Raw genomic sequence first — 23,032 nt, 5'->3', positions numbered from 1 at the left:
CCGGGTCGCGACGCCGCAGCGCGGGGCGAGGCGCGCGACGAGCGCGACGACGGCACCCGACGCGGTGACCAGGCCGAGCACGCCCAGCGCCGTGCCGAGGAGCGCCAACGCCGTCGAGCGCGCCATCGCACCGGCGACCGCGAGCATGCCGCCGAGCAGCACGGCGACCACCCCGATCACCGGCACGGCCGGATGCGGGTGCTGCTCGGCCCTGCGGCCGCCCAGCGCGGCGACCACGTCGACCCGGCTCGCGCGCCGCGCCGGCAACCACGCCGCCGCGGTCGCGACGACGACGCCCAGCACCACGAAGCCCGCGAGGTACGGCCACGGCACCACCAGGTTGGGGAACGTGCCGAAGCGCTCGCCGGCCACCCAGGCCACCCCCAGGCCGAGAGCCGCGCCCACCACCGCACCTGCGAGGGAGGCGCCACCACCGATCACCACCGCACCGAGGAGCACCACGCGCCGCAGGTCCCTGCGCTCGGCACCCACCGTGGCGAGCAGCGCGAGGTCGCGCACCGAGCGGCGCGCACCCACCGCGAATGCCGGACCGATGAGGAGCACGGCCTCGAGCAGCCCGGCGCCCACGGCCGCGGCCGTGAGCGCGGCCGTACGGCTGTCCGTCGCCAGCCACCCACTCTCGAGGTCGGTGGTCATCTCCGCAGGATCAGGTGGGTCGAGCACGACGGCGCGGCTCAGCACCGTCACACCGAGCCGGTTGAGGTCACGCACGGTGGCCCAGTCCACGGGGACGGGGCTGTCGACGTACCAGCGCGCCGGCGCGCCGAGCACCGGGTCGGGCTCGAGCGCGACCGGGCCCGCGCCGGGCAGCGCGAGGACGTCCGGGCCCTCGTGGGCGTACGAGAGCACGCCCACCACCGTGACCTCGCGGGAGGCGTCACCCACGCGGACGGTCAGCCGGTCGCCGACGGCGGGCACCAGGCCGTCGCTCACCCGCCGCGACAGGGCGACCTCGCCGTCAGCGCGGGGAAGGCGACCCTGGTGGAGACGGAACACGTCCGCGACCTCGGCGACCGACACGTCCACCTCGACGTACGTCAGGTGGTGCCGGCGGCCCGCGGCGCCCTCGGCCTCGACCTCACCCCTCGCCTCGTGCACGAGCGTCGTCCCGGCAGGAAGCGCCGCTGCGAGGTCGGGCTCCAGCTGCTCCGTCCGCAGCATGGCGCCGTGAACCGTGCACGAGCCGTTGCCGTACTCGTCCTGCTCGGCGATCCCCGCACAGCTCAGCTCGACGCGCGCCTCGAGCTCGTCGCCCAGCGCGACCCGGAGCATCGTCGCCTCGGTGGGCACACCCGAGACGAGCAGGACGGCGAGCGTCGAGGCCACCAGGACGGGCAGGCCCACCATCGAGGCGACGAGCGCCGTACGGCCGCGCGACCGCGCCGCCTGACGCCGCGCGATGCGGGCCGCGACGGCGACCTGCGCCCAGCGCCGGCGCATCAGCGCCCGCGACCCGTGCGGGTGGAACCGGCGAGCAGCTCGTCGGGCCCGGGTGCGAAGCCTGTGGTGTCCACGACGACGCCGTCGCGCAGGAAGATCGTGCGGTCGGCCCACGCCGCGAAGCGGGCCTCGTGCGTGACGAGCAGGCCGGCGGCCCCGGCGTCGACGCGTGCGCGCAGCACCTGCATCACCTCTTCCCCGGTCACGGAGTCGAGCGCACCCGTGGGCTCGTCGGCCAGCACCAGGCGGCGCGGCCCGGCGAGGGCGCGCGCGATCGCGACACGCTGCCGCTGACCGCCCGAGAGCTCGTCCGGGAACCTGTCCGCGACCTCGGCGACACCGACCGCCGTGAGCGCGTCGAGGGCCTCGGTGCGCGCGGCACGTGCCGCGACCCCGTCGAGCTCGCGCGGGAGGGCCACGTTCTCGGCGGCCGTGAGCGCGGGGACGAGGTTGAAGTCCTGGAACACGTAGCCGACGCTGCGCCGGCGCAGGCGGGCGCGGCCGCGGGCGTCCATCCCCGCGACCTCGGTGCCCGCCAGCGTGACGGTCCCGGTGGTCGGCGTGTCGAGCCCACCCGCGAGGTTGAGCAGCGTCGACTTTCCCGACCCCGAGGGGCCCATGACGGCGACCAGCTCACCCACCCGCACCTCGAGGTCGACGTCGCGCAGCGCGTGGACGGCGAGGTCGCCCTCGCCGTGGGTGCGGCCCACGCCCGCGAGGCGCAGCAGCACCGGGCCCAGGCTCACGGCGCACCCCGCCGGCCCGACGGCGCCGCGGTGCTGTGGTGCGTGGACGCGTCGCCCGTGGCCCGCGGGCCAGTCGCGCCCTCGGAGGGCGTGCTCGCACCCGTGGCGTCCGTCGACGCCTTGGCGCGCAGGCCACCGGCGCGTGCCGCACGGGCGACCCGGGCCTCGACGTGGTCGAGCCAGCGCACCTCGGCCTCGGCCGCGAACACGAGGTTGTCGAGCACGAGGCTCCACGCGAGGTCCGCGCCCTCGGCGGCGCCGGCACGCGCGGCCGAGGCCTTGAGCCGGGTGTAGTCGCGCAGCGAGCGCAGCGTCTCGGTGCGCTGGGCCTGGATCATCGCCGCGACGTCGACCCCGGGCACGGTCACCGCGAGCGCGAGCTTGATCGCGAGCTCGTCGCGCGCGGGGGCGCCGCGCTCGACGGGCCGCGACCACCACCCCGCCGCCTCCGCCTCGCCGTCGGGCGTGAGGCGGAAGCGCTCGACCGGGACGTCCTCGGCCGGACCGGTCTCCCCCTGCGGGACCGGTACGACGAGGCCGTCACGGACGAGGCGCTGGACGGTCGTGTAGACCTGCCCGATGTTGAGCGGCCAGGTGCCGCCCGTGCGCCGCTCGAACTCCTGCTTGAGCTGGTAGCCGTGCATCGGCTGCTCGGCGAGCAGCGCGAGCAGGCTGTTCCGCACTGTCACGAACGCCCCCTGTCTGCGGGGGGCGCGTCGGCCTGATGCCGCGCATGCGCGCCCCTGAGCAGGAAGGTTACCGAGTAAGCACGCGCTGTCAACGGCCTCGCGGCGCGTCGCGGCGCGGCATCACCCGGACGGCGGCGCGCTGGTCACAGGCCGTCGGCGACGGCGGCGGTCACGCGCAGCCACGCCTCGCGGCTCTCCCGCGAGAGGGCGTCGTAGTCGATCGGCCCGCCCGCCACGAGCGCCGGGTCGTAGGGCACGTCCAGCACCGTGCGGGTCAACCGGCCGAAGTGCTCGTGCAACCGTGCGGCCAGGGCCTCGTCGCGCCGAGGGGCGGGTGAGGACAGCACCGTGACGGCCCGCTCGACGGCGTCCGCGTGCCCGGTCGCGCGCATCGCGTCGACGGCCCACGCCGCGGACTGCGACGTGTCCTCACGCACCGTCGAGACGATCACCACCTGGTCCGCGGCCTCGAGCGCCGCCTGCCAGTTCGACGCACGCATGTTGTTGCCCGTGTCGATCACCATCACGCGGTAGAACCGCGCGAGCGTGCGGTGCAGCGAACGGAACGCGTACGCGTCGATGGACGCGGCCGACGCGGCGTCCTCGTCCGAGGCCAGCACGTCGAACTGCGCGGAGCCCTGGGCCCGCACGTAGCTGTCGAGGTCACCGACGCGTGCGCGGTCCTCGTCGAAGCGGCCGAGGTCCTGGAGCAGGTCGACGGCGGTGCTGTGGTGGGGCGCGGGGTGCGAGCGCCAGCCGAGCGTGCCGCGCGTCTCGTTGTTGTCCCACGCGAGCGTGTAGCCGCCGCGGTGCATGCCGAAGGTCGCCGCGATGAGCAGCGTCGCCGTGGTCTTCTGCGCCCCGCCCTTGGGGTTGATCACGACGACGGTGCGCGGCCCGTCGAGGGTGCGCTGCACCGAGGCGACGTCGTCGCGGTGGCGCCGCTCGGCGGGGCCCGGTCGCGGCGACACCAGACCGCCCGTGAGCCTGCGCACGGTCGCCTGCCAGCCCATCTCCGCCGGGCCCGTCGCCGGCGCGGGACGTCCGGCGAGCAGGTCGTCGAGCGTGGGCAGGCCTTCCTCGTCCGCGTCGTCGCGCGGCTCCGCGTGCGGGACCTCGGTGACGGGTGGGACGGGCACCGCGGCGCCGTCGCCGATCCCGTGGTCCCAGCCCACGGGGACCGGGCCCTCGGGCTCGTCGTCCGTCTCCTCGCTGACCGGCGGGGTCGAGCCGGACGCGAGGTCTGCGGGCGCAGGCGTCGACGGCTCCTCCACGTCGTCCTCCTTCGGCTCCGGCGGTGCGGCGACGACGGGTGGCGGCGCGGGCGGGGGCGGCGGCCCTTGCGCGAGCTCGCTGAGCGGTGGCGCGGGCCAGCGCGAGGCGGCCGGAGGCACGTGACCCACGGGCGGGAAGGGGCCCTCCCACCGCACGTCGTCGGCGTCCGCGTCGTCCTCGGTGAGTACCCGCGGGATCTGGGCGGTCACGTCCACCGGGACACCTTCGAGCTCGTCCGGCCCGACGGCGTCGGCGTCGGGCGCCCCGGCCTCGGGGCCGACGGCGCCAGGAGGTGCGTCGGACGGGGCTGAGTCGGACGGGGCGGGCTGCTCCTCCGCCTCGCGGCGGCGGGCCTCCTCGAGCGCACGCAGCTCGCGGCGCGTCAGTGGACGTGCGTCGTCGGGCGCAGCACCCGGGGCCGTCGCGGCCCCGTCGCCCGGCTCGTCGCGCTCGTCCACGGCCACCCTCCTCCACCGCGGAGGCCGCGGTGCGCTCGACCACGCCCTCGCGACGTCGTCGGGACCGAACCTAGTGCGCCGTACGGGTGAACGCACGGTACGGCGCCGCAGGTCGCGGCCCGGATCAGCGGGAGGAGGCCGGCACGATCCGACCGGGCGCGCGTGCCGGGCGCCCGGCGGCGCGGCGCACGGCACGCCGGTGCAGCAGGGCCATGCGTCGCAGCTCGCGGTCGAGGCGGTCGACAGGACGTTCGGCGGCGAGCGCTGCCGCGGCGCCGTCGGGCGTCAGGGCCGCGTCCGACGCCGGCGTCCGGGCCGGCCCGCGTGCCTCGGTCGCCATGGTCACCGCCCGCCGCTCAGGTCGAGGTGCTGCTCGTCGAGCGCGAGGACCCGCCACGTGGACCCCGCGGCGTCCGCGAGCTCGTACGTGGGCAGCAGGGCCGCGGCGCCGTCGCTGCCGTGGTGCACCGCGAGCACCAGACGCGCGCCGACCAGCTCGACGGTGGTGACGGGCCACGGCACGGCGGCACCGGGTGCGAGCGGGGTGGGTGGCTCGCCCGACGGCCGCTCGGGCAGCACGAGCCCCGTGGGCGCGTCGGGCTCGATCGACGGCGCGACCGCGTCCGCCTCGGCGCCCCGTGCCGCCGCGTAGGGGATCGCCATGCCGCCGTCGGCACCGAACCGCGGGTCGCTCAGGCGCTCGACGGCCTCGGCCGGGCTCACGACGTCGTACTCGCCGAGCTCGGTGAGCGGGGCGAGGGGGCCGTAGAGCGACTGGAGGCCCCCGCCGGTCCAGGTGGCCGACCACTGCAGCCCGCTCGGCCGGCCGTCCACCTGGATCTCGGCGGTCACGTGCACCCAGACGCCGTCGGGCGACTCGGAGGTCACCGCGAGGTCCGCGGCCGTCAGACCGATCGCCGTCAGCAGCTCGACGGTGTCGGCCTCCGCCTGTGCGGGCGCGGGGGCGGGGCCCAGGTCGCGTTCGGCGCACGCGCCGTCGTCGGTGAGCTCGTCGGCGCCGCACGCCCACGGGTCGGTCGCGGGGTCGTAGAAGCTGGTGCTCGTGAGGCCGTCGGGCTGCACGTCGAGCACGGGCCCCTGCCCGGGCTCGCCGCCGGCGCGCCACACGCCGTCCTCGAGGCGCACGTCCTCGAGCCCGAGGGCCGTGGCCACCTGGGTCACGCGGTCCTCGGTGAAGGCCGCGGGCGCGTCGAGCGCCCAGGCCGTCGCGCTCGCGGTGGCGTTCCCGAGCGACGCGCCCGTGAAGACGGTGCGGCCGCCGGGTGCCCAGAGGGCCGCGTCGCCCGCGGCACCCGCGGTACCCGCGCGAGGACCTTCGATCATGCCCTCAGGGCCCGCGCCGCCCTCGGCCGCGCCCGACGCCGACTCCTCCGAGGCTCCGGCATCGGCCGCGTCGGCGACCGAGTAGTAGTCGGATCCGCCGCCCGCGGCACCGAGCGCGTAGCCGCCCCCGACGCCCACCACCAGGGCGGCCGCAGCGGCGACGGCGACGCGCGCGGGCCACTGCAGACGACGTGCGCGTGCCCGTGCGAGCTCGTCGGTCCCGCCCGAGGCTCCGGCACTGCCCGACGACGTCCCGTCGGGCGCGCTCTCTGCTGCGGCACCGCCAGGCGTGGCGCCGTCGGGCGCGGCGCGGCGGGCGTCGACGGCCGCGCGCAGTGCGGCGAGGTCCACCTCGGTGCCGGCGGCAGGGTCGGCCGCGCGCAGGCGTGCGAGGTCCGCGTCCGGCGGGACGGGAGAGCTGCTGCTCACGGCGACCTCCTGGGGCTGCGGTGGTTCACGTCACCGAGCCTGTGTCGTGGGCGGGGTCGCGCTTGCACCCGTGCCCGGACGACCCGCCGGGCCGTCGTCGGCCGCAGCGTCGTCGGCGTCGTCGTCCGCCCAGGCCGCACGCAACCGGGCCCGGGCGCGGGACAGGGCCGCGTCGGCGCCACCCCGGCTGATGCCGAGCACCTCGGCGAGCTGCTGCCCGTCGAGGCCCTCCCAGGCGTTGAGGAGCAGCACCTGCCGGTCGCGGGCCGAGAGCCGTGCGAGCGCGCGCCGCACCTCGTCGTCGGCCACGGCGAGGTCGGCCGGGTCGGTGTCGTCGGCGACGTCGGGCAGGTGCTCGACAGGCGTGGGCCGTCCCTTGCGCCGGTGGTTGGCGAGCACGAACCCCGCGGTCCGGTAGAGCCACGGCAGCTCGGCGCCGTCGGGCACGTCGTCGCGCCGGCGCCAGGCGGTGGCGAGCACGTCGGCCGCGAGGTCCTGCACGTCGGCGGCGGGGGCGCGGCGCGCGAAGTAGCGGTGCACGGCGGTCGCGTGCAGGCGGAACAGCTCGTCGAACCACGCGTCGTCACGCAAAGCTCGGCTCCCCCGCCTCGTTCGGCCACCTACCGGCACTGTGTCGTGCCCCGCCCGCTTCTTGCACGCGACGCGCGCAGACGTCGCCGGGTGATCTCGTGCGGGTGCGCCGGGCGCGTCGTCGTCCTAGCGTCGGAGGCGTCGCGACCATCCCCGCGACCCCGGACGAGAGGCACCGTGATGAGCGAGACCACCCCGCCCCCGGACGAGCCCGACGCCGTGACGGACGAGTCCGTCGACGAGGTGCGCGAGGCCGAGCAGGAGGAGCCGGGCGGCGAGGCCGACCCGTACCAGCTGCGCTCGATGCCAGCCGAGCCGAACCCGACGGACGACGACCCGGGCAGCTACCTCAACCCCTGAGCCCCGCTCGTCCGCCTGCGACGTGGATCACCACGCCGTACCCTCACTCACGGGTGCGGGCGGACGATGAGGAGAAGAGCACGGTCGGGATCCCCCACCCGGGCGTGCCTCGACGGGGGCACGGAAGGAGCCGCGCGTGGACCTCGGCGACGCTGCGGCGGAGCGGGGTGCGTTCCTCGACGAGACCCTCGACCTGCTGACCGAGTGGGTGGTGCGGTTCCGTGCCGACGACCTGACGGTGCTCTACTGCAACCGCGCCTGGGCCGGGCAGCACGGTCGCGCGGCTGCGGAGCTCGTGGGCCAGTCCCTGAGCGATCTGTTGCTCCCCGAGGAGATGGTGTGGGCGCGCCGCCAGGTCGAGCGCCTGGGACCGGCGACACCCCAGCTCTACGACCCGACGGCCCGCCCCTCCCTGCGGGTCCCCGACGTGTGGCTCGAGTGGACGGACCGGTACCTCGAGGGCCCCGACGGGCGTGGCCAGGTGCTGTCCGTGGGGCGGGACGTGAGCGAGCGGCACACGACGGAGCGGCTGCTGGCCCAGAGCGAGGCCCGGTTCCGGGCGCTCGCCGACCACTCGGCGGACCTCGTCTGGCACGTCCAGCGCGCCCCTCGGGCTGAGCTGACGTACCTCAGCCCGTCGGTCGAGACCCTCACGGGCTGGCCGGCCGAGCGGTTCCTGGGTCACCTGGGCCCCCTGCTCGCCCTGACCGACGAGGACGGTCGCGCCCTGCTGCGTGAAGCGCTCGACGGCGGCGAGGTACCGGACCGCTTCGACCTGCGCGTGCGCAGGCCCGACGGCGACTGGGTGGTGCTCGAGATGCGGCTCGCGCAGCTCGAGGACGGCCTGCAGGGCGTGGGCCGCGACGTCACGGAGATGCGCGCGCTCCAGGCGGAGATGGCCGAGCTCGCGCTGCACGACCCGCTCACGGGGCTCGCGAACCGCCGGATGCTCGAGGTGCTGCTGGGCGCGGCGCTCGCGCGGGTGCGCCGCTCGGGCGAGCCGCTGGTGGTCGCCTACCTGGACCTGGACCACTTCAAGCCGGTCAACGACACGCACGGGCACGCGTTCGGCGACCTGGTGCTGGTGGAGGTGGCGGAGCGGCTGCGGGCGAGCCTGCGCGACGCCGACGTCGTGGCGCGGCTGGGTGGCGACGAGTTCGTGGTGGCGCTCGAGACGCCGGCCGACGACGCCTCGACGGTCGCGTCACGCATCGAGGACGCGCTGGGCGAGCCGATGCTCGTCGAGGGCGTGCGGGTGACGTGCGGCGCGAGCGTGGGCTGGGTGCTGGCCGACGGCGACGAGGACGTCGCGGCCGTGGTCGCGCGGGCGGACGCGGCGATGTACCGGGTCAAGCGGCGCCGTCGGGCACAGCGCGGCAGCTGACGCCCGCCCCCCTCTCCCGGCCCGGGACGCACGAACGCCCCGGTCACGAGGACCGGGGCGTTCGGTGAGTCAGTCGGCGAGCGGTGCTCGCGGGCGACCGAGGATCAGAGAGGCGTGATGTTCGCGGCCTGCGGGCCCTTGGGGCCCTGGTTGACCTCGAACTCGACCTTCTGGTTCTCCTCGAGCGAGCGGTAGCCGCTCGAGTTGATCGCCGAGTAGTGGGCGAAGACGTCGGCGCCGCCGTCGTCGGGGGCGATGAAGCCGAAGCCCTTCTCGGCGTTGAACCACTTCACGGTGCCAGTAGCCATGGCGGTCTCCTTCAGGAGTCGGACGGCCCCGCTTGTCGGGACCGCAGTCAATCGCGGTGTTCGTCGTCCGCTTCCTGATAAGGAAAAGTGCGCCTGGCCAGCGGCCGGGGCGCACTCGAGACGTGCAAGCACAGCAACTTCGTTCGTCACACTACGGCACACGCGCGTCCGCACGCTAGCCCTCGGTGCGAACGAGGCTCGACGGCGGGCTAAGGTCACGCCGTGAAGCCGTTCCTGCTGCTGGCGACGCGGTCCGACGACGCCGCGGCGCAGGGCGAGTTCGACGCGATCCGCCGCTTCGCCGGGCTCGAGGAGCACGAGCTCCACCGCATCCGCCTCGAGGCCGGCCCCATGCCGGCCGTGGACCTCGACGACTACTCCGGGATCATCGTCGGCGGCAGCCCGTTCAACACGAGCGATCCGGACCACGAGAAGAGCGCGGTGCAGCACCGCGTGGAACGTGAGCTCGCGAGCCTGCTCGACGACGTCGTCGCGCGGGACTTCCCCTTCCTCGGCGCGTGCTACGGCGTCGGCACGCTGGGCGTGCGCACCGGTGGCGTCGTGGACCGCACCTACGGCGAACCCGTGGGCGCCGTCCCGATCACGCTGAGCGACGAGGGCCGCGCCGACCCGCTGTTCGACGGCCTGCCGTCGACCTTCGACGCGTTCGTGGGCCACAAGGAGGCGATCCGCACCCCGCCCGACGGCGCCGTCGTGCTCGCCTCCTCCCCCGCGTGCCCGGTCCAGGCGTTCCGGGTGGGCCGCAACCTCTACGCGACCCAGTTCCACCCCGAGCTCGACGTGCCCGGCATCGTCGCGCGCGTCGAGATCTACCGGCACGCGGGCTACTTCCCGCCGCACGAGCTGGGCCGCGTGATCGACGAGGTCAGCGGCGCGGTGGTGGACCAGCCGCCCCGCATCCTCGCCAACTTCGTCCGCATCTACGCGCGCTGACGGTGGACGCGGATCGCGTGCGGCTGCGACCGGCCGAGCCGGGCGACCGCGAGGACGTGTGGCACCTGCTCGGGCAGCTCGCGATCTCCCACGTCCCTGAACGTGCGGCGTTCGACCCGTCCTTCCACGCCCTGCTCGCGGACGGCTCGTCATTCGTACTGATCGCGGACGACGGTGGTACACCGGCGGGCTACCTCATCGCGTCGCTCCGCCCGACCCTCATCGCCAACGGTCCCGAGGTGTGGGTCGGTGAGCTGGTCGTCGACGAGTCGGCGCGCGGGCGCGGCATCGGAACGGCACTGATGCACGCTGCCGAGGAGTGTGGGCCGCGCGCCGAGGCGCCCGGCAGGTCACCCTCGCCACGAGCCGCGCGCAACCCTTCTACGAGACCCTCGGCTACCGGCCGAGGGCCAACTACCTGAAGAAGCCGCTCAAAGGCTGAGTACGGCAATGGTGTGCGATGCCCCAGGACCGCCCTACTCGAGCCCTCGTCTAGCGCGATGCACTCCCGTCGAGCCACTCCCAACTCGCGAGCATGCGGTCGGCTGTCGCTAGGACCGCGTCGCCGTCGTCCGGGTCGTGGAACCTGCCGATCGTGAAGGCCCAGCCTCCGTGGTCGAAGAGCCAGTCGGTCACCCGGACGACACCCACGACCACGGTGTACGCGACGGCGGACTCACCTGCGATCCGCGTGTCCTCGGGGATCTGGATGCAGGTCGCCCCGTGGTGCTGCCCGGTGACGTGCTGGACAGCTCGGGCGGCACGCGCCTGCAGGCCGAGGGCGTCGGATCTCCCCCAGCAGGTCCCGACCAGATGACCGCGAGCGGAGTACTTCAGCAGGAAGTCGCTCGTCGACTGCCCGGTGGAGGGCTCACGAAGGCCGCTCGATGGCGCGGTCGCACGGATTCGGTACCCCGGGCGCCCGTCCCTCCCGGTCGGCACGACGACCGTGTGGTCGAGCTCCGATCCGAGGGCCGGCAGGCCGCGCGCGACGGCGCTTCGGAGGTACCACCGGTTCTCGAGTCGCTGACCGAGAGAAGAGCGAAGGCCCATGGCGGGCCCATCGACACCTTCGCGCCCCACCTTGACGACGCGACCTTCCTGGACGCGAGATCGGGGACGCCCCGCGTCGCCATGTGGGACGAATCGCCCCCGTTCCGCAGCGCAGACACGTGCCACGCCCGGGCTCGGCGCCAGCTCAGCGGTAGAAGCCCTCGCGGAGGTTGATGCCGTGCTCGACCCATGCCTTGAGGGCGCTGAGCATGCTCGTCCAGCCCTCGCAGTTGCCGAATGCGGCGCGGGCGCCTTCGATGGTGGGCTGCCACGCGGTCTCGGTGATGGTCACGAGGGTGCGAGTGTCGTCGTCGATCGGCTCGAGCTCGAAGACGACGCGCGTGTACCCGCTCCCCGTGGCGGTGTGCTCGCTGTCCCACTCGATGACGATGCGGCGGGGCGGCTCAGCCTCGAGCACGGCGACTGGGAACGGACCTGGGAAGTCGGCGAACTCCCAGGTGACCTCGGTGCCGCCCTCGAGGCGACCCCGGGCCCCGCCGGTCGTGAAGTAGCGGGAGAGCTGCTCGGGATCGGCGATGGCCTCGTAGACCTGGGCGCAGGGGCGCGCGACGCGCCCGGAGACGGTGAAGGACAGCTCGGTGAGTGCTTCGCTGGTTGACATGTTGTATTCTTACAACATGTCAGAGGCAGGCGACAAGAGCACAGAGGACGACGACCTCGTCTTCAAGGCTCTCGCCTCCCCCGTGCGGCGGCGCATGCTGGACCAGCTCAAGGAGTCGACGCAGACCACGGGCTCGTTGTGCGCTGCCCTGCCGGACCTCGACCGCACCACCGTGCTCCAGCACCTGCGCGTGCTCGAGCGTGCGGGCCTGGTCACCGGCCGCAAGGTGGGCCGCGAGCGCCACCTCTCCCTCGCGCCCATGCCGATCCAGCGCATCTACGAGCGCTGGATCAGCGACTACATGCGCGCCGCGGTCGACCTGCTCGGTCGCCTCGACGCCACCTGATCACCCCCGAGACGCCCCACCCGGGGCAACGCGCCCTGCGCCAGACTTCCCCCGTGATCGTGACCGTCGGCGGTGAGCCCGTGGGCCTGGGCGCGCTGGTACGGCGCGGCCCGATGAACTTCGGCGACGACGTGCCCGGCTGGGCGGTGCTGCCGTACCGCCTGCACATACCCGTCGACCACCTGGTCGCGGCCTTCGAGCCGACCTACGAGCAGTTCGCGCGTGAAGCCCTCGACGACGCGCGCCGGTTTCCCGAGGACTGGCCCGAGCTCGCTCCCGCCATCGCCGCCGGCATGCCACCACTCGCCGCCCTGCCCTCCACGCTGCCGGCCTACCTGGCCGCGCGTCACGGGGTGGACTGGACCGCGTCTGAGCCGTCGGCGACGCGCTTCGTCGGACTCGACGTCAGGCCGTTCGGCTGGACATTGCTCGGGGCGTGAGCACCCTCCGCGACCCTGCCCAGCCCATACGGCCGGCGCCAACCACCATCGGTGCTCACGGATGCCGCCCGCAGCAAGTCCCAAGCGACCGATGCCTGCAAGACTGCGAGGCTGACCGTCTCGACCCGCCGGCTCTCGAGCGAGCGATCGCGACTACTTCCGACCCGAGAGGAGCGCGGAAGCCTCCTTCCCCAATGCCGGGTCGCCCCGCAGCCCCTCCAGTACCTGCCGCCCTCGATCGCCCCCTAGAGCGAGGATCGGACGAACGAAGTAGACGCGCGACGCTCCGCGTTCCTCCATCGACAAGAACGCGATCAAGTCGCCGATCTGAGCATCGGTGGCGCTCGCGGCCAGCGCTACGGCGGCGCCTTCCTGCTCACCCGCGCTCCTCGGCGCCAGGTAGAGCGCCTTCAGCCGGTCCCAAAGTGTGACCGTCGGCTTCACGGCCAGCGCCCGCCCCATGCTCTCCATGACGCGGTCCGGATAGCCACCTCGCTCAAGATGCCGCAACAGCACTGGGAGGGCGGCCGGGTAAGGCTCCGAGGTGTTCACCAGATCCCACACGGATTCGACGTCGATTCCGGCAGCCCGTAGGTCAGCGACGATCGGCTGTTCCGCCACCCGAAGCACCTCGGTTCGCTCTCGGAGCTCCGCTTCGAAGACAGCCCTCTTCTCCTGGTACCCCTCGTCCTTGCCTAGTTCGTCCATAAGCTCGGTGGCACTGATCGGCCCCGAACGCTTTCTGACTCTGCCCATGGGATCAACTCCAGACTGAATCGCCTCTCCCCGCCAGGATGACCGAAGCGCACGCCTATCGAGCAGGCAGGACGTCTTGGTCGCCCTCGAAGTGCGGGGTGATCCCTTGGGCGGTGAGCCAGTCGACGAGACGGGCGCGGCTTGCGGCGCTGTACTTGACGAAGCTCACGATGTGAAGGGTCGTCGAGCCTTGGGCGAGGTACAAGCGCTGGACGCCGTAGCTGTAGACCGGTAGTGCGGGCGGGTCGGCGACCAGTCGAACGGCGAGGTCCCCAGGCTCAAGCGTGACGCATTGCCGCGGGTGGCCCAGGAGACCCCAGGGACTGGCCAGCACGACCTGCCCGCCCGGGTCTCGCCGTCCGTAGAGGCTCGCGAGCAGGCCGAGACCGACTGCAATCTGGACCCCGGCGAAGGTCAGGAACGCAAGAGCGCACAGCGCTCCCACGACCACGAAGACCGCCTTGGCACTTGGGTCGGCATACGCGCGCGCCTGATCAGGATTCTGGAGAACCCACGGCACTGCGCCGAGGAACGTGACAAGGATGACGCCGACGAAGGCAGGGAAGAGGAGCGTCACAGCAGCCCCCGACCGGGCGCTCACGAGCCTGGAGTAGCGCACGCTTCTCCTTCTCAGCTTCTCGCTCTCAGCCTTCTCGGTCCAGCTTCTCGCCAGCCGCGCGGCGGTCGTCGCGCCGTTGATCATATGAGGCGCCCACTCCGAGCTCGGCTCCCTGGCTGCCTGCATCCGCAACGACCCGTGTCACGGAACCCGGGGCGCCGGGCACGACCTCAGCCCAGCAGGGCCTCGCGCACCAGCACGAGGGCCTGCTCGGCGCCGAGCCCCAGCTCACGCGCGCGTCGCGCGAAGGCCACCGCCGCGACCCGGCCCTCACGCTCGACGTCGGCGCCGCGCATCGCGACGAACGTGCCGTGCCGGCCGCGGGTCTCGACCACGCCGGCCTGCTCGAGCTCGCGGTAGGCGCGCGCGACGGTGTTGACCGCGAGCCCCAGGTCGTCCGCGAGGCGGCGCACCGTGGGCAGCCGGTGGCCGGGCTCGAGCTCGCCGCGCTCGCACAGAGCCTCGATCTGGGCGCGCACCTGCTCGAACGGAGGCACGTGCGACGCCGGGTCCACCTGGAGCAGCATCATCGGGCCACCTGCTCGACCGGCCGCGGCCACAGGCGCGTGCGGAAGTGCCGCTGCGGCGTCAGGGCCATGCTGATCGCCCCCATCAGGCACGCGCCGCCGAGGACGCCGAGGAACACCCCGGACGTGATGCCGACCATCGGGTTCGCGGGCCAACCACCCTCGCTCGCGTCGGCGATCACGCCGGTCAGCACGAGGGGCAGGTAGAGGCCGAGCACGAGGGGCACCGTCACCATGTCGCGCAGCGTGCGCGCACGCATCGCGTCGTCCCAGGCGAGCTCGAGCGTGGTCGAGGCCACCTGACGACGGTCGAGCAGGCGGCGGGCCAGCGCCTCGTCGAGCCCGATCGCGAGCCACGGCAGCACGGCGGTCGCGACGACGAGGGGCCAGGGCATCTCGGGAACCCCGAGCACCAGGTCCAGCACCACGAAGCCGGCCGCCACGAGGGTCGCGACGCCGGCCGCGGCCCAGGCGCCCCAACGCTCGTGGCGCGCGACGTAGTCACCGTGCCCCGGGCTCGACGCCCGAGCGATGCGCGGGCCCGCGGCCGCGGGACGGCGGCTCTCGTCCCACGCGACCACCCCGTACCCGACGGCGTGACCCAGCAGGTAGCCGACCGCGACGAGCAGCGGCGCGAACGCGGCCTCCAGCACGTCCGTGGTCGCGGCGAGCAGGCCCACGGTCCCCCACATGGTCACGAGGCCACCGACGCCGCCCATCACCTCGCGCCGCGAGAGCCGGGCGGCGACGGACCGCTCGACATCCGGGTCGAGGCCCAGGTCGACCGTACGCGCGACATGGTGCGCGGCCCGGGTGCGCCCGGCGGGACGGCTGTACCAGCCGATCACGCCGACGGCGAGGAGGCTGATCGCCGCCGAGGCGATGAGGACGAACGTCACGAGAAGCTCCCGACTCGAAGTTTGTGCCTTGCTTGTCTCAACGTAGCAGCACAGTCTTGCGACAAACAATCGGAGGCGGAATCCGGGCGACGACGTCGGGGTTGGTCTGGGAGTCTGCGCACGACCCCAGGAGCACGATGACCACCGCACCCGACCTCGCCCCACCCGCCGGCGGGGCGAGCACGTCGCCCTTCGTCGCGCGCTACCGCGCCACGACCCTCGGCATGGTCGCCCTCATCGCGCTCAGCGCGTTCGAGTCGCTCGCCGTGACCACCACCATGCCCACCGTGGTCAACGCGCTCGGCGGCATCTCGCTCTACGCGATGGCCTTCGCCGGCCCCATGGCCTCGAGCATCGTCGGCATGGTGGGCGCGGGCTCGTGGGCGGACCGCCGCGGCCCCGCGAGACCCCTGCTCACGGGCGTCGGCCTGTTCGTGCTGGGCCTGCTGGTCGCGGGGGCCGCGCCGCAGATGGGCGTGCTCGTCGCGGGCCGCGTGGTGCAGGGCCTCGGCAGCGGCATGCTCATCGTCGCCCTCTACGTGGTGGTCGCCCGCGTGTACCCGGTGCGGGTGCGGCCGCGCGTGTTCGCCGCGTTCGCCGCCGCGTGGGTGCTGCCGGCCGTCGTGGGCCCCGCGATCGCAGGCCTCGTCGCGCAGCACCTCGGCTGGCGCTGGGTGTTCCTGTCCGTCCCCGTGCTCACGCTCCCCGCGCTGCTCGCGGTGCGGCACGCGCTGCGCGGCGCGACCGGCCCGGCCGACGACGGCGTGCTGCGCGTCCCGGACCGCCCCCGCCTGGTACGCGCCGTCGGCGCGGGCACCGGTGCGCTGCTGCTGCACTGGGCCGGGCAGGAGACCGGGGTGACCGCGGCGGGCGCCGTCGTCGTAGGCCTCGGGCTGCTCGCCGTGAGCGTGCCCGGGCTGCTCCCCCGCGGGACCTTCCGCGCCGCGCGCGGGCTCCCCGCCGTGATCGTGGTGCGCGGCCTGATCGGCGCGGCCTTCTTCGGAGCCGAGGTCTACCTGCCGCTGCTGCTCACCACCGAGCGCGGGCTGAGCCCCGCCCAGGCCGGCCTCGCGCTCACGGGCGCGGCCGTGCTCTGGTCCACGGGCTCGTGGCTGCGCGGCCGCAGCGACGACCGCTGGGACGACGCGACGGTGCTACGCCTCGGTGCGCTCGCCGTGACGGTGGGCATCGCAGCGATCGCCGTCGCCCTGGTGCCGGCGATCCCGGTGGCCGTGAGCCTCGTGGGCTGGGGTGCCGCGGGGCTCGGCATGGGCCTGGCCTACCCGACGCTGTCGCTGCTCACGCTCTCGCTCGCCCCACCGGCCGAGCACGGCACGGCGTCGTCGGCGCTCCAGGTCAACGAGGCGCTCTCGATCGCGCTCGTCCTCGCCGTGAGCGGGCCGCTGTTCGCGGCGCTGCTCACGGTCGCGGTGCCGCTCGCCTACCTCGCGACCCTCGGCGTCGCGACCGCGTCCGCCCTGGTCGCGGCCGTGGTCGCGGGGCGCGTCACCGTGCGCGCGTGAGGCTCAGGCGCGCAGCGGGCCCTCGAGGCCCGGGAGCTCGACCGCGGCGTCGAACGCCGGGGCCTGGATGAGCGTCATCGTGGCCCACCCCGCGGCGAGCAGGCCCGCGTCGGACTCCTCGTCCTGTGTCGGGTCGATCTCGGAGTACGTGACCGTGTAGCGGCCCGAGTCCTCCTCGACCTGGGCCTGCACCGCACCGAAGTCCGCGAGCGGCGCCTGGCGCACGCCGCGCACCTCGTGCGGAGGCAGGTCCGGCACGTTGATGTTGAGCACGCCGTCCGTCGCCGGACGTCCGGTGAGCCAGCGCAGGCCGTGCGCCGCGACCAGCGCGGCGGCGTCCCAGTGCTGCGGGTCGGACGAGACGTTCGAGACCGCGAGGCCGTGCACGCCGTGGGTCATCGCCGAGAGCGCGGCGCCCACCGTGCCCGAGTGGATCACCGCGTGCCCCGTGTTCGGCCCGCGGTTGACGCCCGAGAGGACGACGTCGGGCCGGGGGCCGAACGCGTCGTGCACCGCGAGGAACGAGATGAGGCCCGGCGAGGCCTGGACCGCGAGCGAGCGCACGCCGTCGGGCAGGTCGGGGGCGCGCTGCTCCTCGACCACCAGGCGGCCGTCGCGCTCGACCCCCAGCAGCGACGCGCTCGCACCCGAGTACTCCTGCCACGGCGCCGCGACCGTCACCTCGTAGCCCGCCTCGAGCGCGACGCGCGCGAGCACCGCGAGACCGCGCGACTCGATGCCGTCGTCGTTGGTGATCAGTGCGTGCACGTCCCCTCCTCGGGAGTCCGGTGGTCAGTCCAGGTGCTCGAGCTCGACCTCGGCCGCGAGGCGCTCGACCTGCTCGGGCCGGCCCGAGCCGAGGCCGCGGCGCGTCACGTTGAGCGCGCCCGCGGCTGTGCCGAGCCGCACCGCCTCGGCGACGTCGAGCCCGCGCGCGAGCCCGACGGCGGTCCCGGCCGTGAGCGAGTCCCCCGCGCCGCGGTGGTCCACGGTGGTGACGGCGGGCGCCCGCACCAGCAGCGCACGGTCGGCCGTCACGACCAGGGTCGGGTCCTCCGCCCGCGAGACGACGACGGCGTCCACCGGGCCCAGCAGGCGCTCGGCGCCGCGGCGCAGCGCGGCGACCCCGGCCCCGCGCGCGATCCCGGTCTCGAGCATCTCCTCGTGGCTCATCTTGAGCACCGTGAGGCCGGCCTCGGCGACGGCGCGCGCCGCGTCGCCCGAGAGGTCGGCGACCACCGTGCGGCCCTGGGCGCGCAGGTCGGTCGCGAGGCGGCCGAAGAGGTCGGGCGGCACCACCGACGGCGGCTCGGCACCCGTGATGACGGTGACGTCCGCGTCGAGCGCCGCGACCAGCACCGAGCCGTACAGGTCGTCGAGCTCATGCCGACCGAAGGCCCGTGTGGCCATCCGCGCGAGCTCGGTCCGCTCCCCCGGGCGCCGATCGTGGACGTACGCACCGGTCGCGCCCGCGACGCCGATGCTGCGCAGGTCGAAGCCCTCGCGACCCGCGAGGTGCGCCACGAGCTCGCCCGTCTCACCGCCGAAGGGTGCGCACACCGTGACCTGCGCGCCGAGCGACTCGGCCATGCGCGCGACCCACAGACCCTGCCCGCCCACGTGGACGTGGATCTCGTCGTCGCTGCGCGACGGCTCGTCCTCGGGCTCGTCGGCCCCGGGCACGTCGTCCTCGCTCGGCACCTCCACGGGCGGCTCGATCGTGACGGTGAGCTGCGGCGTCACCGCGAGCACGCAGACCGTGGGGACCTCGGCAGCGCCGTCGTCGTGGGTCGCGTTCTCGGGTCGTGCTCGCGTCACGGGCTCCTCCTCGGGTCACCCCGAGTCTCCCGAGCGAGTGCCGGGCCCGCACCTCGAACGGCGGGCCCGGCCCGGTGGTGCGGCGACTGTTCCGCGGCACGCGGGGGCGGTGCTCCGCACCTCCTCCCGTGAGGGATCAGGCCGCCGGGGTCCAGGTGCTGGGCACGCGCTCGTTCGGCATGAGCACCCACAGGATCGGGTAGACGAGCAGCTGGCTGCCCGGGATCAGCATGAGGCCGAGCACGAAGATCAGGCGTGCGGCCCACGGGTCGAGGCCGAACCTGCGGCCGAGGCCCGCGCACACCCCGGCGAGCACACGCCCGTCGCGGGGCCGCACCAGGCCTTGTCGTTCCATGCTCTCGTTGACGCCCACGGTTCCTCCTCCGGTCACGGGCGCCGGTGCGCCCCTCTGGTCCCAGCCTGCGCCCTCGCCGGGCCGCGCGGGATCCGGTGAACCCCTGATCCGGCCCTGGTCCGGCCCTGAGCGGCCACGAGTCACACATGTTCGTCACTTTTTCGACCCAGGGGCTTCACCGGGCAAGTTACCGGCGCGTACTGTGCGAGCCGAGCCGTTCGTCGCCGTGGGGACCAGGGGGACCGCATGCACGCACCGCGCGCAGCGCGTCGTCGTCGTCCGGCGTCCGTGGGCTCGTCCTGCTGCCCACCTGGGAGAGAACCATGAGTCGACGCCGACCTGTCCTCGCCGCGGTCACCAGCCTCGCGCTGGCCGTACCGCTGAGCATCGCGGCCGCGGGTGCCGCGGGAGCGGCCCCACCCGACGACGCCGCGGGCCTCCCGGTCGAGGACGGCGAGGGCCTCGAGCGTCCCGGCGGCCTCGAGGGCCGCGTCGAGGAGCGCTGGGGCGGCGAGGCCGGCAAGGTCTCCCCCGCGCTCATGGAGGCCGAGGGCCACGTGACCGCGTTCGTCGAGCTCGAGGCGCCGTCGGGCGTCGAGACCGCCGAGGCGGGCGGCGACGCCGCCGACGTGGAGCAGGCGGCCGCCGAGGTCGAGGAGCTCGCCGAGCAGGTGGTGCCCGACACCTCGAACCAGCGCACCGCGCAGGCGACGCCCCAGCGGCTGTCGGTCACGACGAACCTGGTGGCCGGCATGGTCGTGAGCGGTGACGCGACCCGCCTGCGGGCCCTCGCGGGCGAGGACGACGTGAAGGCCGTCCACCTCGTGGTGCCCAAGAAGCCCGCCAACAAGGGGACCGACGTGTTCACGCGGGCCCTCGAGGCGTGGCAGGCCACGGGCCGCACCGGCGACGGCGTGACCATCGGCGTGATCGACACGGGCGTCGACTACACGCACGCCGACTTCGGCGGGCCCGGCACGGCCGAGGCCTACGCCGAGGCGTACGGCGAGAACGGCACCGGCCCGGTGCCCGAGGACCTGCTCGACCCCGAGAAGTACCTGGGCGGCTACGACTTCGCGGGCCCCGACTACAACGCGGCCGTCGCGGGCTCGGTGCCCACCCCGGACGCCAACCCGATCGACGCACCCGACACCAGCGCCAACGGCGGCCACGGCACGCACGTGGCCGGGAGCGCCGCGGGCTACGGCGTGCTCGAGGACGGCACCACGTTCGACGGCGACTACGCGAGCCTCACCGACATCTCCGACTGGAAGATCGGCCCCGGCACCGCGCCCCTCGCGGGCGTCTACGCGCTCAAGGTGTTCGGCGACGTCGGCGGCAGCACCGGTCTGGTGATCGACGCGCTCGAGTGGGCGGCCGACCCGAACGGCGACTTCGACTTCAACGACCGCCTCGACATCGTGAACCTGTCGCTGGGCTCGGACCACAGCCCGGCCGACGACCCGGAGAACCTGTTCATCGACCGGCTCAGCGCGCTCGGCGTGCTGTCGGTGATCGCCTCGGGCAACGCGGGCGACGTCACGGACATCGGCGGGAGCCCCGGCAACGCGCGCTCGGCGCTGACCGTCGCGAATTCCGTCGCCGACACCCAGACCTACGACGCTGTCGAGGTCACGGCCGCGCCCGACGACGCCCTGCTCGGCCTGCACCCCGCGCAGAACAGCGTCAACTACACGGGCACCGACGACGTCACGGCCCCCGTCGTCTACCTGGGCGACGGGATCGACGGCTGCACCTCGCTCGAGGAGCACGCCGACGTGATCGACGGGAACATCGTCTGGCTGTACTGGGACGACAACGACTCGACGCGTGCGTGCGGCAGCACCGTCCGGTGGAACAACGCCGAGGCCGCGGGCGCGGTCGGCGTGCTCATCGGCACCGAGGAGCCCGTGTTCCCCGCAGGCATCGCGGGCAACGCGAACGTCCCGGGCGCGCAGCTCACCGCCGACGCCACGGACACCCTGCTCCCCGCGATCCAGGCGGGCGGCGTCGAGGTGCACCTGGGCCCGTCACTCGCGAACGCGGCGTTCGTGAGCAACCCGGAGCTGGGCGACACGCTCAACGACGGCTCGTCGCGCGGCGTCCACGGCTCGCTGGGCATCGTGAAGCCCGACGTCGCGGCGCCCGGCACGCTGATCTCGTCGTCCGCCTCGGGCACCGGGGACGGCGCGTCGACCAAGACCGGCACCTCGATGGCCACCCCGCACGTCGCGGGCATCGCTGCCCTGGTGGCCGAGGCCAACCCGGGCTGGAACCCGGCGCAGGTCAAGGCCGCCGTCATGAACACCGCGACGCACGACGTGTTCAGCGAGCTCGGCCAGACGGGCCCCGTGTACGGGCCCGAACGGGTGGGCTCGGGGCGCGTCGACGCGCTCCAGGCCGCGGAGACCGAGGTGCTCGCCTGGGCGACGGACGACACCGACCTCGTGTCCGTCGCGTTCGGCGTGGTCGAGGTGGGGGCCGAGACCGTCGTCGAGCGGCGCACGGTCACCGTCACCAACACCGGCAACCGGAGCAAGCGGTTCGACACCTCGTTCGCGCAGGCCACCTCGGCCGGTGGGGCGACAGTCACCACCACGCCCGCGAGCCTGACCGTGCCGGCCGGCGACAGCCGCACCGTGACCCTCACGCTCACGGTCGACCCGGCCACGCTCGAGCGCGAGCTCGACCCGACGTCCGAGCCGACGTACGACCTGGGCATCCCGGTGCCCCGCGACTACGTGGCCACGATCTCCGGACGCCTCGTGCTCACGCCGTCGGGCGGAGACGACCCCGCGCTGCGGGTCCCGGTGCACGCCGCACCGCGTCCCGTGAGCGAGCTCTCGGCCGAGCCGGTCACGTTCCCGGCCGAGGCACAGGAGGCCCCGCTCACGCTGACCGGCCGCGGGGTCGACGGCGGCGGCTGGACCTCGTTGGTCGCGCCGTTCACGCTCATGGCCTCGAGCCCGCAGCTCGAGGACGTCCCGGACACCGGCACCTCGGAGTCCTCGATCCGTGCCGCGGACCTGCGGCACATCGGCTTCGCGTCGACCGCACCGCAGCTCGCGGCGGCCGGCGACCCCGAGGCCGGCAGCGGCACCATCGGCATCGGCATCGCGACCGAGGGCGAGTGGGCGTCGCTGGGCACCAACGTGGTGCCGATCATCGACACGGACGTCGACGGCGACGGGATCTGGGACCTCGAGACCTACGTGTGGAAGTACGGGCCCGAGCTCGACTTCACCACGGTCGAGACCTACGCCCTCGAGCACGACGCCGAGACCGGTGCCTACGAGCTGGGCGACCTGCTCGACCTCGCGCCCGTCAACGGTCTGTGGGCGGACCTCGACACCACGGTGTTCGACAACGACGTGGTCGTGGCGCCGATCAACATCGACGCCGTGGGCATCGAGGCCGGGGACACCCCGCGCTTCACGGTCGCGACGTACTCGCCGTACGCACCCGACGCCAGCGGGATCGTCGACGAGGCCGAGCCGTTCACGGCCGACCCGTTCGCACCGCCCTACTGGTTCGACGGCGGCGAGGGCACCGAGGACTCGCTGTGGTTCCTCGGGGCACCGGGTGAGGCGTTCACCGTGCACCGCACGGCCGAGGCCACGCAGGACCTGCTGCTGCTCCACACGCGGAACGTGGACGGCGAGCGGGCCCAGGTGGTCGACGTGACCGTCACCGAGCCGGAGCCCGAGCCTGAGCTCGACGCGTCGCACCTCGCGGTGGTCGCGCCGACGTCGTTCCCGCGCGGGCTGCCCGTGCCGGTCGCCGTCGTCGTGCGGTCCGAGGGCGGCGAGCCCACCGGGACCGTCGAGGTGAGCGAGGGCGGCGAGGTGATCGCCTCGGCGAAGGTGCACACCTACCGGCGCCTCGGGTTCGCGACGGTCCTGCTGCCGCGGGACCTCGCCACGGGGGCGCACGCCCTCACGATCACCTACACGGGCAACGACGTGGTCGCGCCGTCCTCGGCCGAGCACACGCTGACCATCACGAAGGGCCTCTTCAGGCGCTGAGCACGACGACGACGGCCCGGGTCACGTGCCCGGGCCGTCGTCGTGCGTGG

25 protein-coding genes are annotated in these 23,032 nt (G+C 74.3%); 8 read left to right on the top strand and 17 right to left on the bottom strand.

Features of this window, described 5'->3' with window-relative positions; genetic code table 11:
• From GXB85_RS14755 to GXB85_RS14725, 7 genes are all read right to left on the bottom strand, one after another.
• On the bottom strand, positions 1 to 1,461 hold a 1,461-nt coding region (locus GXB85_RS14755; protein WP_161918417.1), incomplete at its 3' end, for an ABC transporter permease.
• The gene (locus tag GXB85_RS14750) at positions 1,461 to 2,201 is read right to left on the bottom strand and encodes an ABC transporter ATP-binding protein (RefSeq protein WP_202628025.1); all 741 of its coding nucleotides are present in this window, start codon (positions 2,199 to 2,201) and stop codon (positions 1,461 to 1,463) included. The genes GXB85_RS14750 and GXB85_RS14755, both read right to left, overlap by 1 nt.
• Before the next feature lie 2 nt (positions 2,202 to 2,203).
• Complete coding sequence (locus GXB85_RS14745) at positions 2,204 to 2,896, bottom strand: PadR family transcriptional regulator (protein ID WP_161918416.1); 693 nt, start codon at positions 2,894 to 2,896, stop codon at positions 2,204 to 2,206.
• 143 nt (positions 2,897 to 3,039) lie between these two features.
• Positions 3,040 to 4,629, bottom strand: coding sequence for a chromosome partitioning protein (locus tag GXB85_RS17910; RefSeq protein ID WP_202628014.1), 1,590 nt, complete (start codon positions 4,627 to 4,629; stop codon positions 3,040 to 3,042).
• Positions 4,630 to 4,753: 124 nt separating this feature from the next.
• Positions 4,754 to 4,969 carry a hypothetical protein gene (locus GXB85_RS14735; RefSeq protein ID WP_161918415.1) on the bottom strand — a complete coding sequence of 72 codons (216 nt, stop codon included), beginning with the start codon at positions 4,967 to 4,969 and terminating at the stop codon, positions 4,754 to 4,756.
• A gap of 2 nt (positions 4,970 to 4,971) precedes the next feature.
• Positions 4,972 to 6,402, bottom strand: a complete 1,431-nt coding sequence (locus GXB85_RS14730; RefSeq protein WP_161918414.1) for a hypothetical protein — start codon at positions 6,400 to 6,402, stop codon at positions 4,972 to 4,974.
• A 30-nt stretch (positions 6,403 to 6,432) separates the two neighbouring features.
• Positions 6,433 to 6,993 carry an RNA polymerase sigma factor gene (locus tag GXB85_RS14725; RefSeq protein ID WP_161918413.1) on the bottom strand — a complete coding sequence of 187 codons (561 nt, stop codon included), beginning with the start codon at positions 6,991 to 6,993 and terminating at the stop codon, positions 6,433 to 6,435.
• Positions 6,994 to 7,173: 180 nt separating this feature from the next.
• Between GXB85_RS14725 and GXB85_RS14720 the strand changes: the two genes are divergently transcribed.
• Both GXB85_RS14720 and GXB85_RS14715 read left to right on the top strand, forming a co-directional pair.
• On the top strand, positions 7,174 to 7,353 hold the full coding sequence (locus GXB85_RS14720; protein WP_161918412.1) for a hypothetical protein: 180 nt from the start codon (positions 7,174 to 7,176) through the stop codon (positions 7,351 to 7,353).
• Positions 7,354 to 7,489: 136 nt separating this feature from the next.
• The gene (locus GXB85_RS14715) at positions 7,490 to 8,737 is read left to right on the top strand and encodes a sensor domain-containing diguanylate cyclase (protein WP_161918411.1); all 1,248 of its coding nucleotides are present in this window, start codon (positions 7,490 to 7,492) and stop codon (positions 8,735 to 8,737) included.
• Positions 8,738 to 8,841: 104 nt separating this feature from the next.
• Here the strand turns inward: GXB85_RS14715 and GXB85_RS14710 are convergent, their stop codons facing one another.
• Positions 8,842 to 9,045 (bottom strand): cold-shock protein, encoded by a 204-nt coding sequence (locus GXB85_RS14710; protein ID WP_035059255.1) that lies wholly within the window; start codon positions 9,043 to 9,045, stop codon positions 8,842 to 8,844.
• Between the two features lie 222 nt (positions 9,046 to 9,267).
• Here GXB85_RS14710 and GXB85_RS14705 point away from each other — a divergent pair, with 222 nt between their 5' ends.
• Together GXB85_RS14705 and GXB85_RS14700 are read left to right on the top strand one after the other, a co-directional pair.
• Complete coding sequence (locus tag GXB85_RS14705) at positions 9,268 to 9,999, top strand: glutamine amidotransferase (protein ID WP_161918410.1); 732 nt, start codon at positions 9,268 to 9,270, stop codon at positions 9,997 to 9,999.
• 17 nt (positions 10,000 to 10,016) lie between these two features.
• Entirely contained in the window at positions 10,017 to 10,421 is a 405-nt protein-coding gene (locus tag GXB85_RS14700; protein ID WP_161918409.1) for a GNAT family N-acetyltransferase, read from the top strand.
• Between the two features lie 70 nt (positions 10,422 to 10,491).
• Here GXB85_RS14700 and GXB85_RS14695 read toward each other — a convergent pair whose 3' ends face one another.
• Both GXB85_RS14695 and GXB85_RS14690 read right to left on the bottom strand, forming a co-directional pair.
• The gene (locus GXB85_RS14695; protein ID WP_161918408.1) at positions 10,492 to 11,052 is read right to left on the bottom strand and encodes a hypothetical protein; all 561 of its coding nucleotides are present in this window, start codon (positions 11,050 to 11,052) and stop codon (positions 10,492 to 10,494) included.
• A gap of 145 nt (positions 11,053 to 11,197) precedes the next feature.
• A complete protein-coding gene (locus tag GXB85_RS14690) occupies positions 11,198 to 11,674 on the bottom strand; it encodes an SRPBCC domain-containing protein (protein WP_161918407.1) in 477 nt (158 codons plus the stop codon).
• Positions 11,675 to 11,690: 16 nt separating this feature from the next.
• On the opposite strand from GXB85_RS14690, the gene GXB85_RS14685 reads away from it, so the two are divergent.
• Together GXB85_RS14685 and GXB85_RS14680 are read left to right on the top strand one after the other, a co-directional pair.
• Positions 11,691 to 12,020, top strand: a complete 330-nt coding sequence (locus tag GXB85_RS14685) for a helix-turn-helix transcriptional regulator (protein WP_202628013.1) — start codon at positions 11,691 to 11,693, stop codon at positions 12,018 to 12,020.
• 53 nt (positions 12,021 to 12,073) lie between these two features.
• Positions 12,074 to 12,460 carry a hypothetical protein gene (locus tag GXB85_RS14680; RefSeq protein ID WP_161918405.1) on the top strand — a complete coding sequence of 129 codons (387 nt, stop codon included), beginning with the start codon at positions 12,074 to 12,076 and terminating at the stop codon, positions 12,458 to 12,460.
• Positions 12,461 to 12,613: 153 nt separating this feature from the next.
• On the opposite strand, the gene GXB85_RS14675 is transcribed toward GXB85_RS14680, so the two are convergent.
• From GXB85_RS14675 to GXB85_RS14660, 4 genes are read right to left on the bottom strand one after another with little or no spacing between them, the layout of a single operon-like run.
• Positions 12,614 to 13,216 carry a hypothetical protein gene (locus tag GXB85_RS14675; protein ID WP_161918404.1) on the bottom strand — a complete coding sequence of 201 codons (603 nt, stop codon included), beginning with the start codon at positions 13,214 to 13,216 and terminating at the stop codon, positions 12,614 to 12,616.
• A 55-nt stretch (positions 13,217 to 13,271) separates the two neighbouring features.
• Positions 13,272 to 13,961: a hypothetical protein gene (locus GXB85_RS14670; protein ID WP_161918403.1), complete on the bottom strand. Its 690-nt coding sequence runs from the start codon at positions 13,959 to 13,961 to the stop codon at positions 13,272 to 13,274.
• Between the two features lie 44 nt (positions 13,962 to 14,005).
• Positions 14,006 to 14,365, bottom strand: coding sequence for a GntR family transcriptional regulator (locus tag GXB85_RS14665; RefSeq protein WP_237728288.1), 360 nt, complete (start codon positions 14,363 to 14,365; stop codon positions 14,006 to 14,008).
• Complete coding sequence (locus GXB85_RS14660; RefSeq protein WP_161918402.1) at positions 14,362 to 15,261, bottom strand: hypothetical protein; 900 nt, start codon at positions 15,259 to 15,261, stop codon at positions 14,362 to 14,364. Before GXB85_RS14660 ends, GXB85_RS14665 begins: the two co-directional genes overlap by 4 nt.
• Before the next feature lie 137 nt (positions 15,262 to 15,398).
• Here GXB85_RS14660 and GXB85_RS14655 point away from each other — a divergent pair, with 137 nt between their 5' ends.
• The gene (locus GXB85_RS14655; RefSeq protein WP_161918401.1) at positions 15,399 to 16,784 is read left to right on the top strand and encodes an MFS transporter; all 1,386 of its coding nucleotides are present in this window, start codon (positions 15,399 to 15,401) and stop codon (positions 16,782 to 16,784) included.
• A 3-nt stretch (positions 16,785 to 16,787) separates the two neighbouring features.
• Here the strand turns inward: GXB85_RS14655 and surE are convergent, their stop codons facing one another.
• From surE to GXB85_RS14640, 3 genes are all read right to left on the bottom strand, one after another.
• Positions 16,788 to 17,552 (bottom strand): 5'/3'-nucleotidase SurE, encoded by a 765-nt coding sequence (gene surE / locus GXB85_RS14650; protein ID WP_161918400.1) that lies wholly within the window; start codon positions 17,550 to 17,552, stop codon positions 16,788 to 16,790.
• Between the two features lie 24 nt (positions 17,553 to 17,576).
• Positions 17,577 to 18,602, bottom strand: a complete 1,026-nt coding sequence (locus GXB85_RS14645) for a PfkB family carbohydrate kinase (RefSeq protein WP_161918399.1) — start codon at positions 18,600 to 18,602, stop codon at positions 17,577 to 17,579.
• A 136-nt stretch (positions 18,603 to 18,738) separates the two neighbouring features.
• Complete coding sequence (locus tag GXB85_RS14640) at positions 18,739 to 18,975, bottom strand: PspC domain-containing protein (protein ID WP_370524266.1); 237 nt, start codon at positions 18,973 to 18,975, stop codon at positions 18,739 to 18,741.
• A gap of 305 nt (positions 18,976 to 19,280) precedes the next feature.
• Here GXB85_RS14640 and GXB85_RS14635 point away from each other — a divergent pair, with 305 nt between their 5' ends.
• Positions 19,281 to 22,982: a S8 family serine peptidase gene (locus GXB85_RS14635; protein ID WP_161918398.1), complete on the top strand. Its 3,702-nt coding sequence runs from the start codon at positions 19,281 to 19,283 to the stop codon at positions 22,980 to 22,982.
• Positions 22,983 to 23,032: the final 50 nt, after the last annotated feature.

Origin of the sequence: Cellulomonas sp. APG4 (assembly GCF_009996735.1) — a bacterium.
Classification (GTDB): Bacteria; Actinomycetota; Actinomycetes; order Actinomycetales; family Cellulomonadaceae; genus Actinotalea.
The sequence above is the reverse complement of the archived record's forward strand: the minus strand, read 5'-3'. Positions and strand labels throughout refer to the sequence as shown.

What these genes read in the sequence shown, in the direction of transcription:
- GXB85_RS14665 (WP_237728288.1), bottom strand. Translation starts at nt 14,365, where the DNA reads ATGATGCTGCTCCAGGTGGACCCGGCGTCGCACGTGCCTCCGTTCGAG.
- GXB85_RS14685 (WP_202628013.1), top strand. Translation starts at nt 11,691, where the DNA reads ATGTCAGAGGCAGGCGACAAGAGCACAGAGGACGACGACCTCGTCTTC.
- GXB85_RS14735 (WP_161918415.1), bottom strand. Translation starts at nt 4,969, where the DNA reads ATGGCGACCGAGGCACGCGGGCCGGCCCGGACGCCGGCGTCGGACGCG.
- GXB85_RS14695 (WP_161918408.1), bottom strand. Translation starts at nt 11,052, where the DNA reads ATGGGCCTTCGCTCTTCTCTCGGTCAGCGACTCGAGAACCGGTGGTAC.
- GXB85_RS14710 (WP_035059255.1), bottom strand. Translation starts at nt 9,045, where the DNA reads ATGGCTACTGGCACCGTGAAGTGGTTCAACGCCGAGAAGGGCTTCGGC.
- GXB85_RS14635 (WP_161918398.1), top strand. Translation starts at nt 19,281, where the DNA reads ATGAGTCGACGCCGACCTGTCCTCGCCGCGGTCACCAGCCTCGCGCTG.
- GXB85_RS14655 (WP_161918401.1), top strand. Translation starts at nt 15,399, where the DNA reads ATGACCACCGCACCCGACCTCGCCCCACCCGCCGGCGGGGCGAGCACG.
- GXB85_RS14720 (WP_161918412.1), top strand. Translation starts at nt 7,174, where the DNA reads ATGAGCGAGACCACCCCGCCCCCGGACGAGCCCGACGCCGTGACGGAC.
- GXB85_RS14675 (WP_161918404.1), bottom strand. Translation starts at nt 13,216, where the DNA reads ATGGGCAGAGTCAGAAAGCGTTCGGGGCCGATCAGTGCCACCGAGCTT.
- GXB85_RS14690 (WP_161918407.1), bottom strand. Translation starts at nt 11,674, where the DNA reads ATGTCAACCAGCGAAGCACTCACCGAGCTGTCCTTCACCGTCTCCGGG.
- GXB85_RS14670 (WP_161918403.1), bottom strand. Translation starts at nt 13,961, where the DNA reads ATGCAGGCAGCCAGGGAGCCGAGCTCGGAGTGGGCGCCTCATATGATC.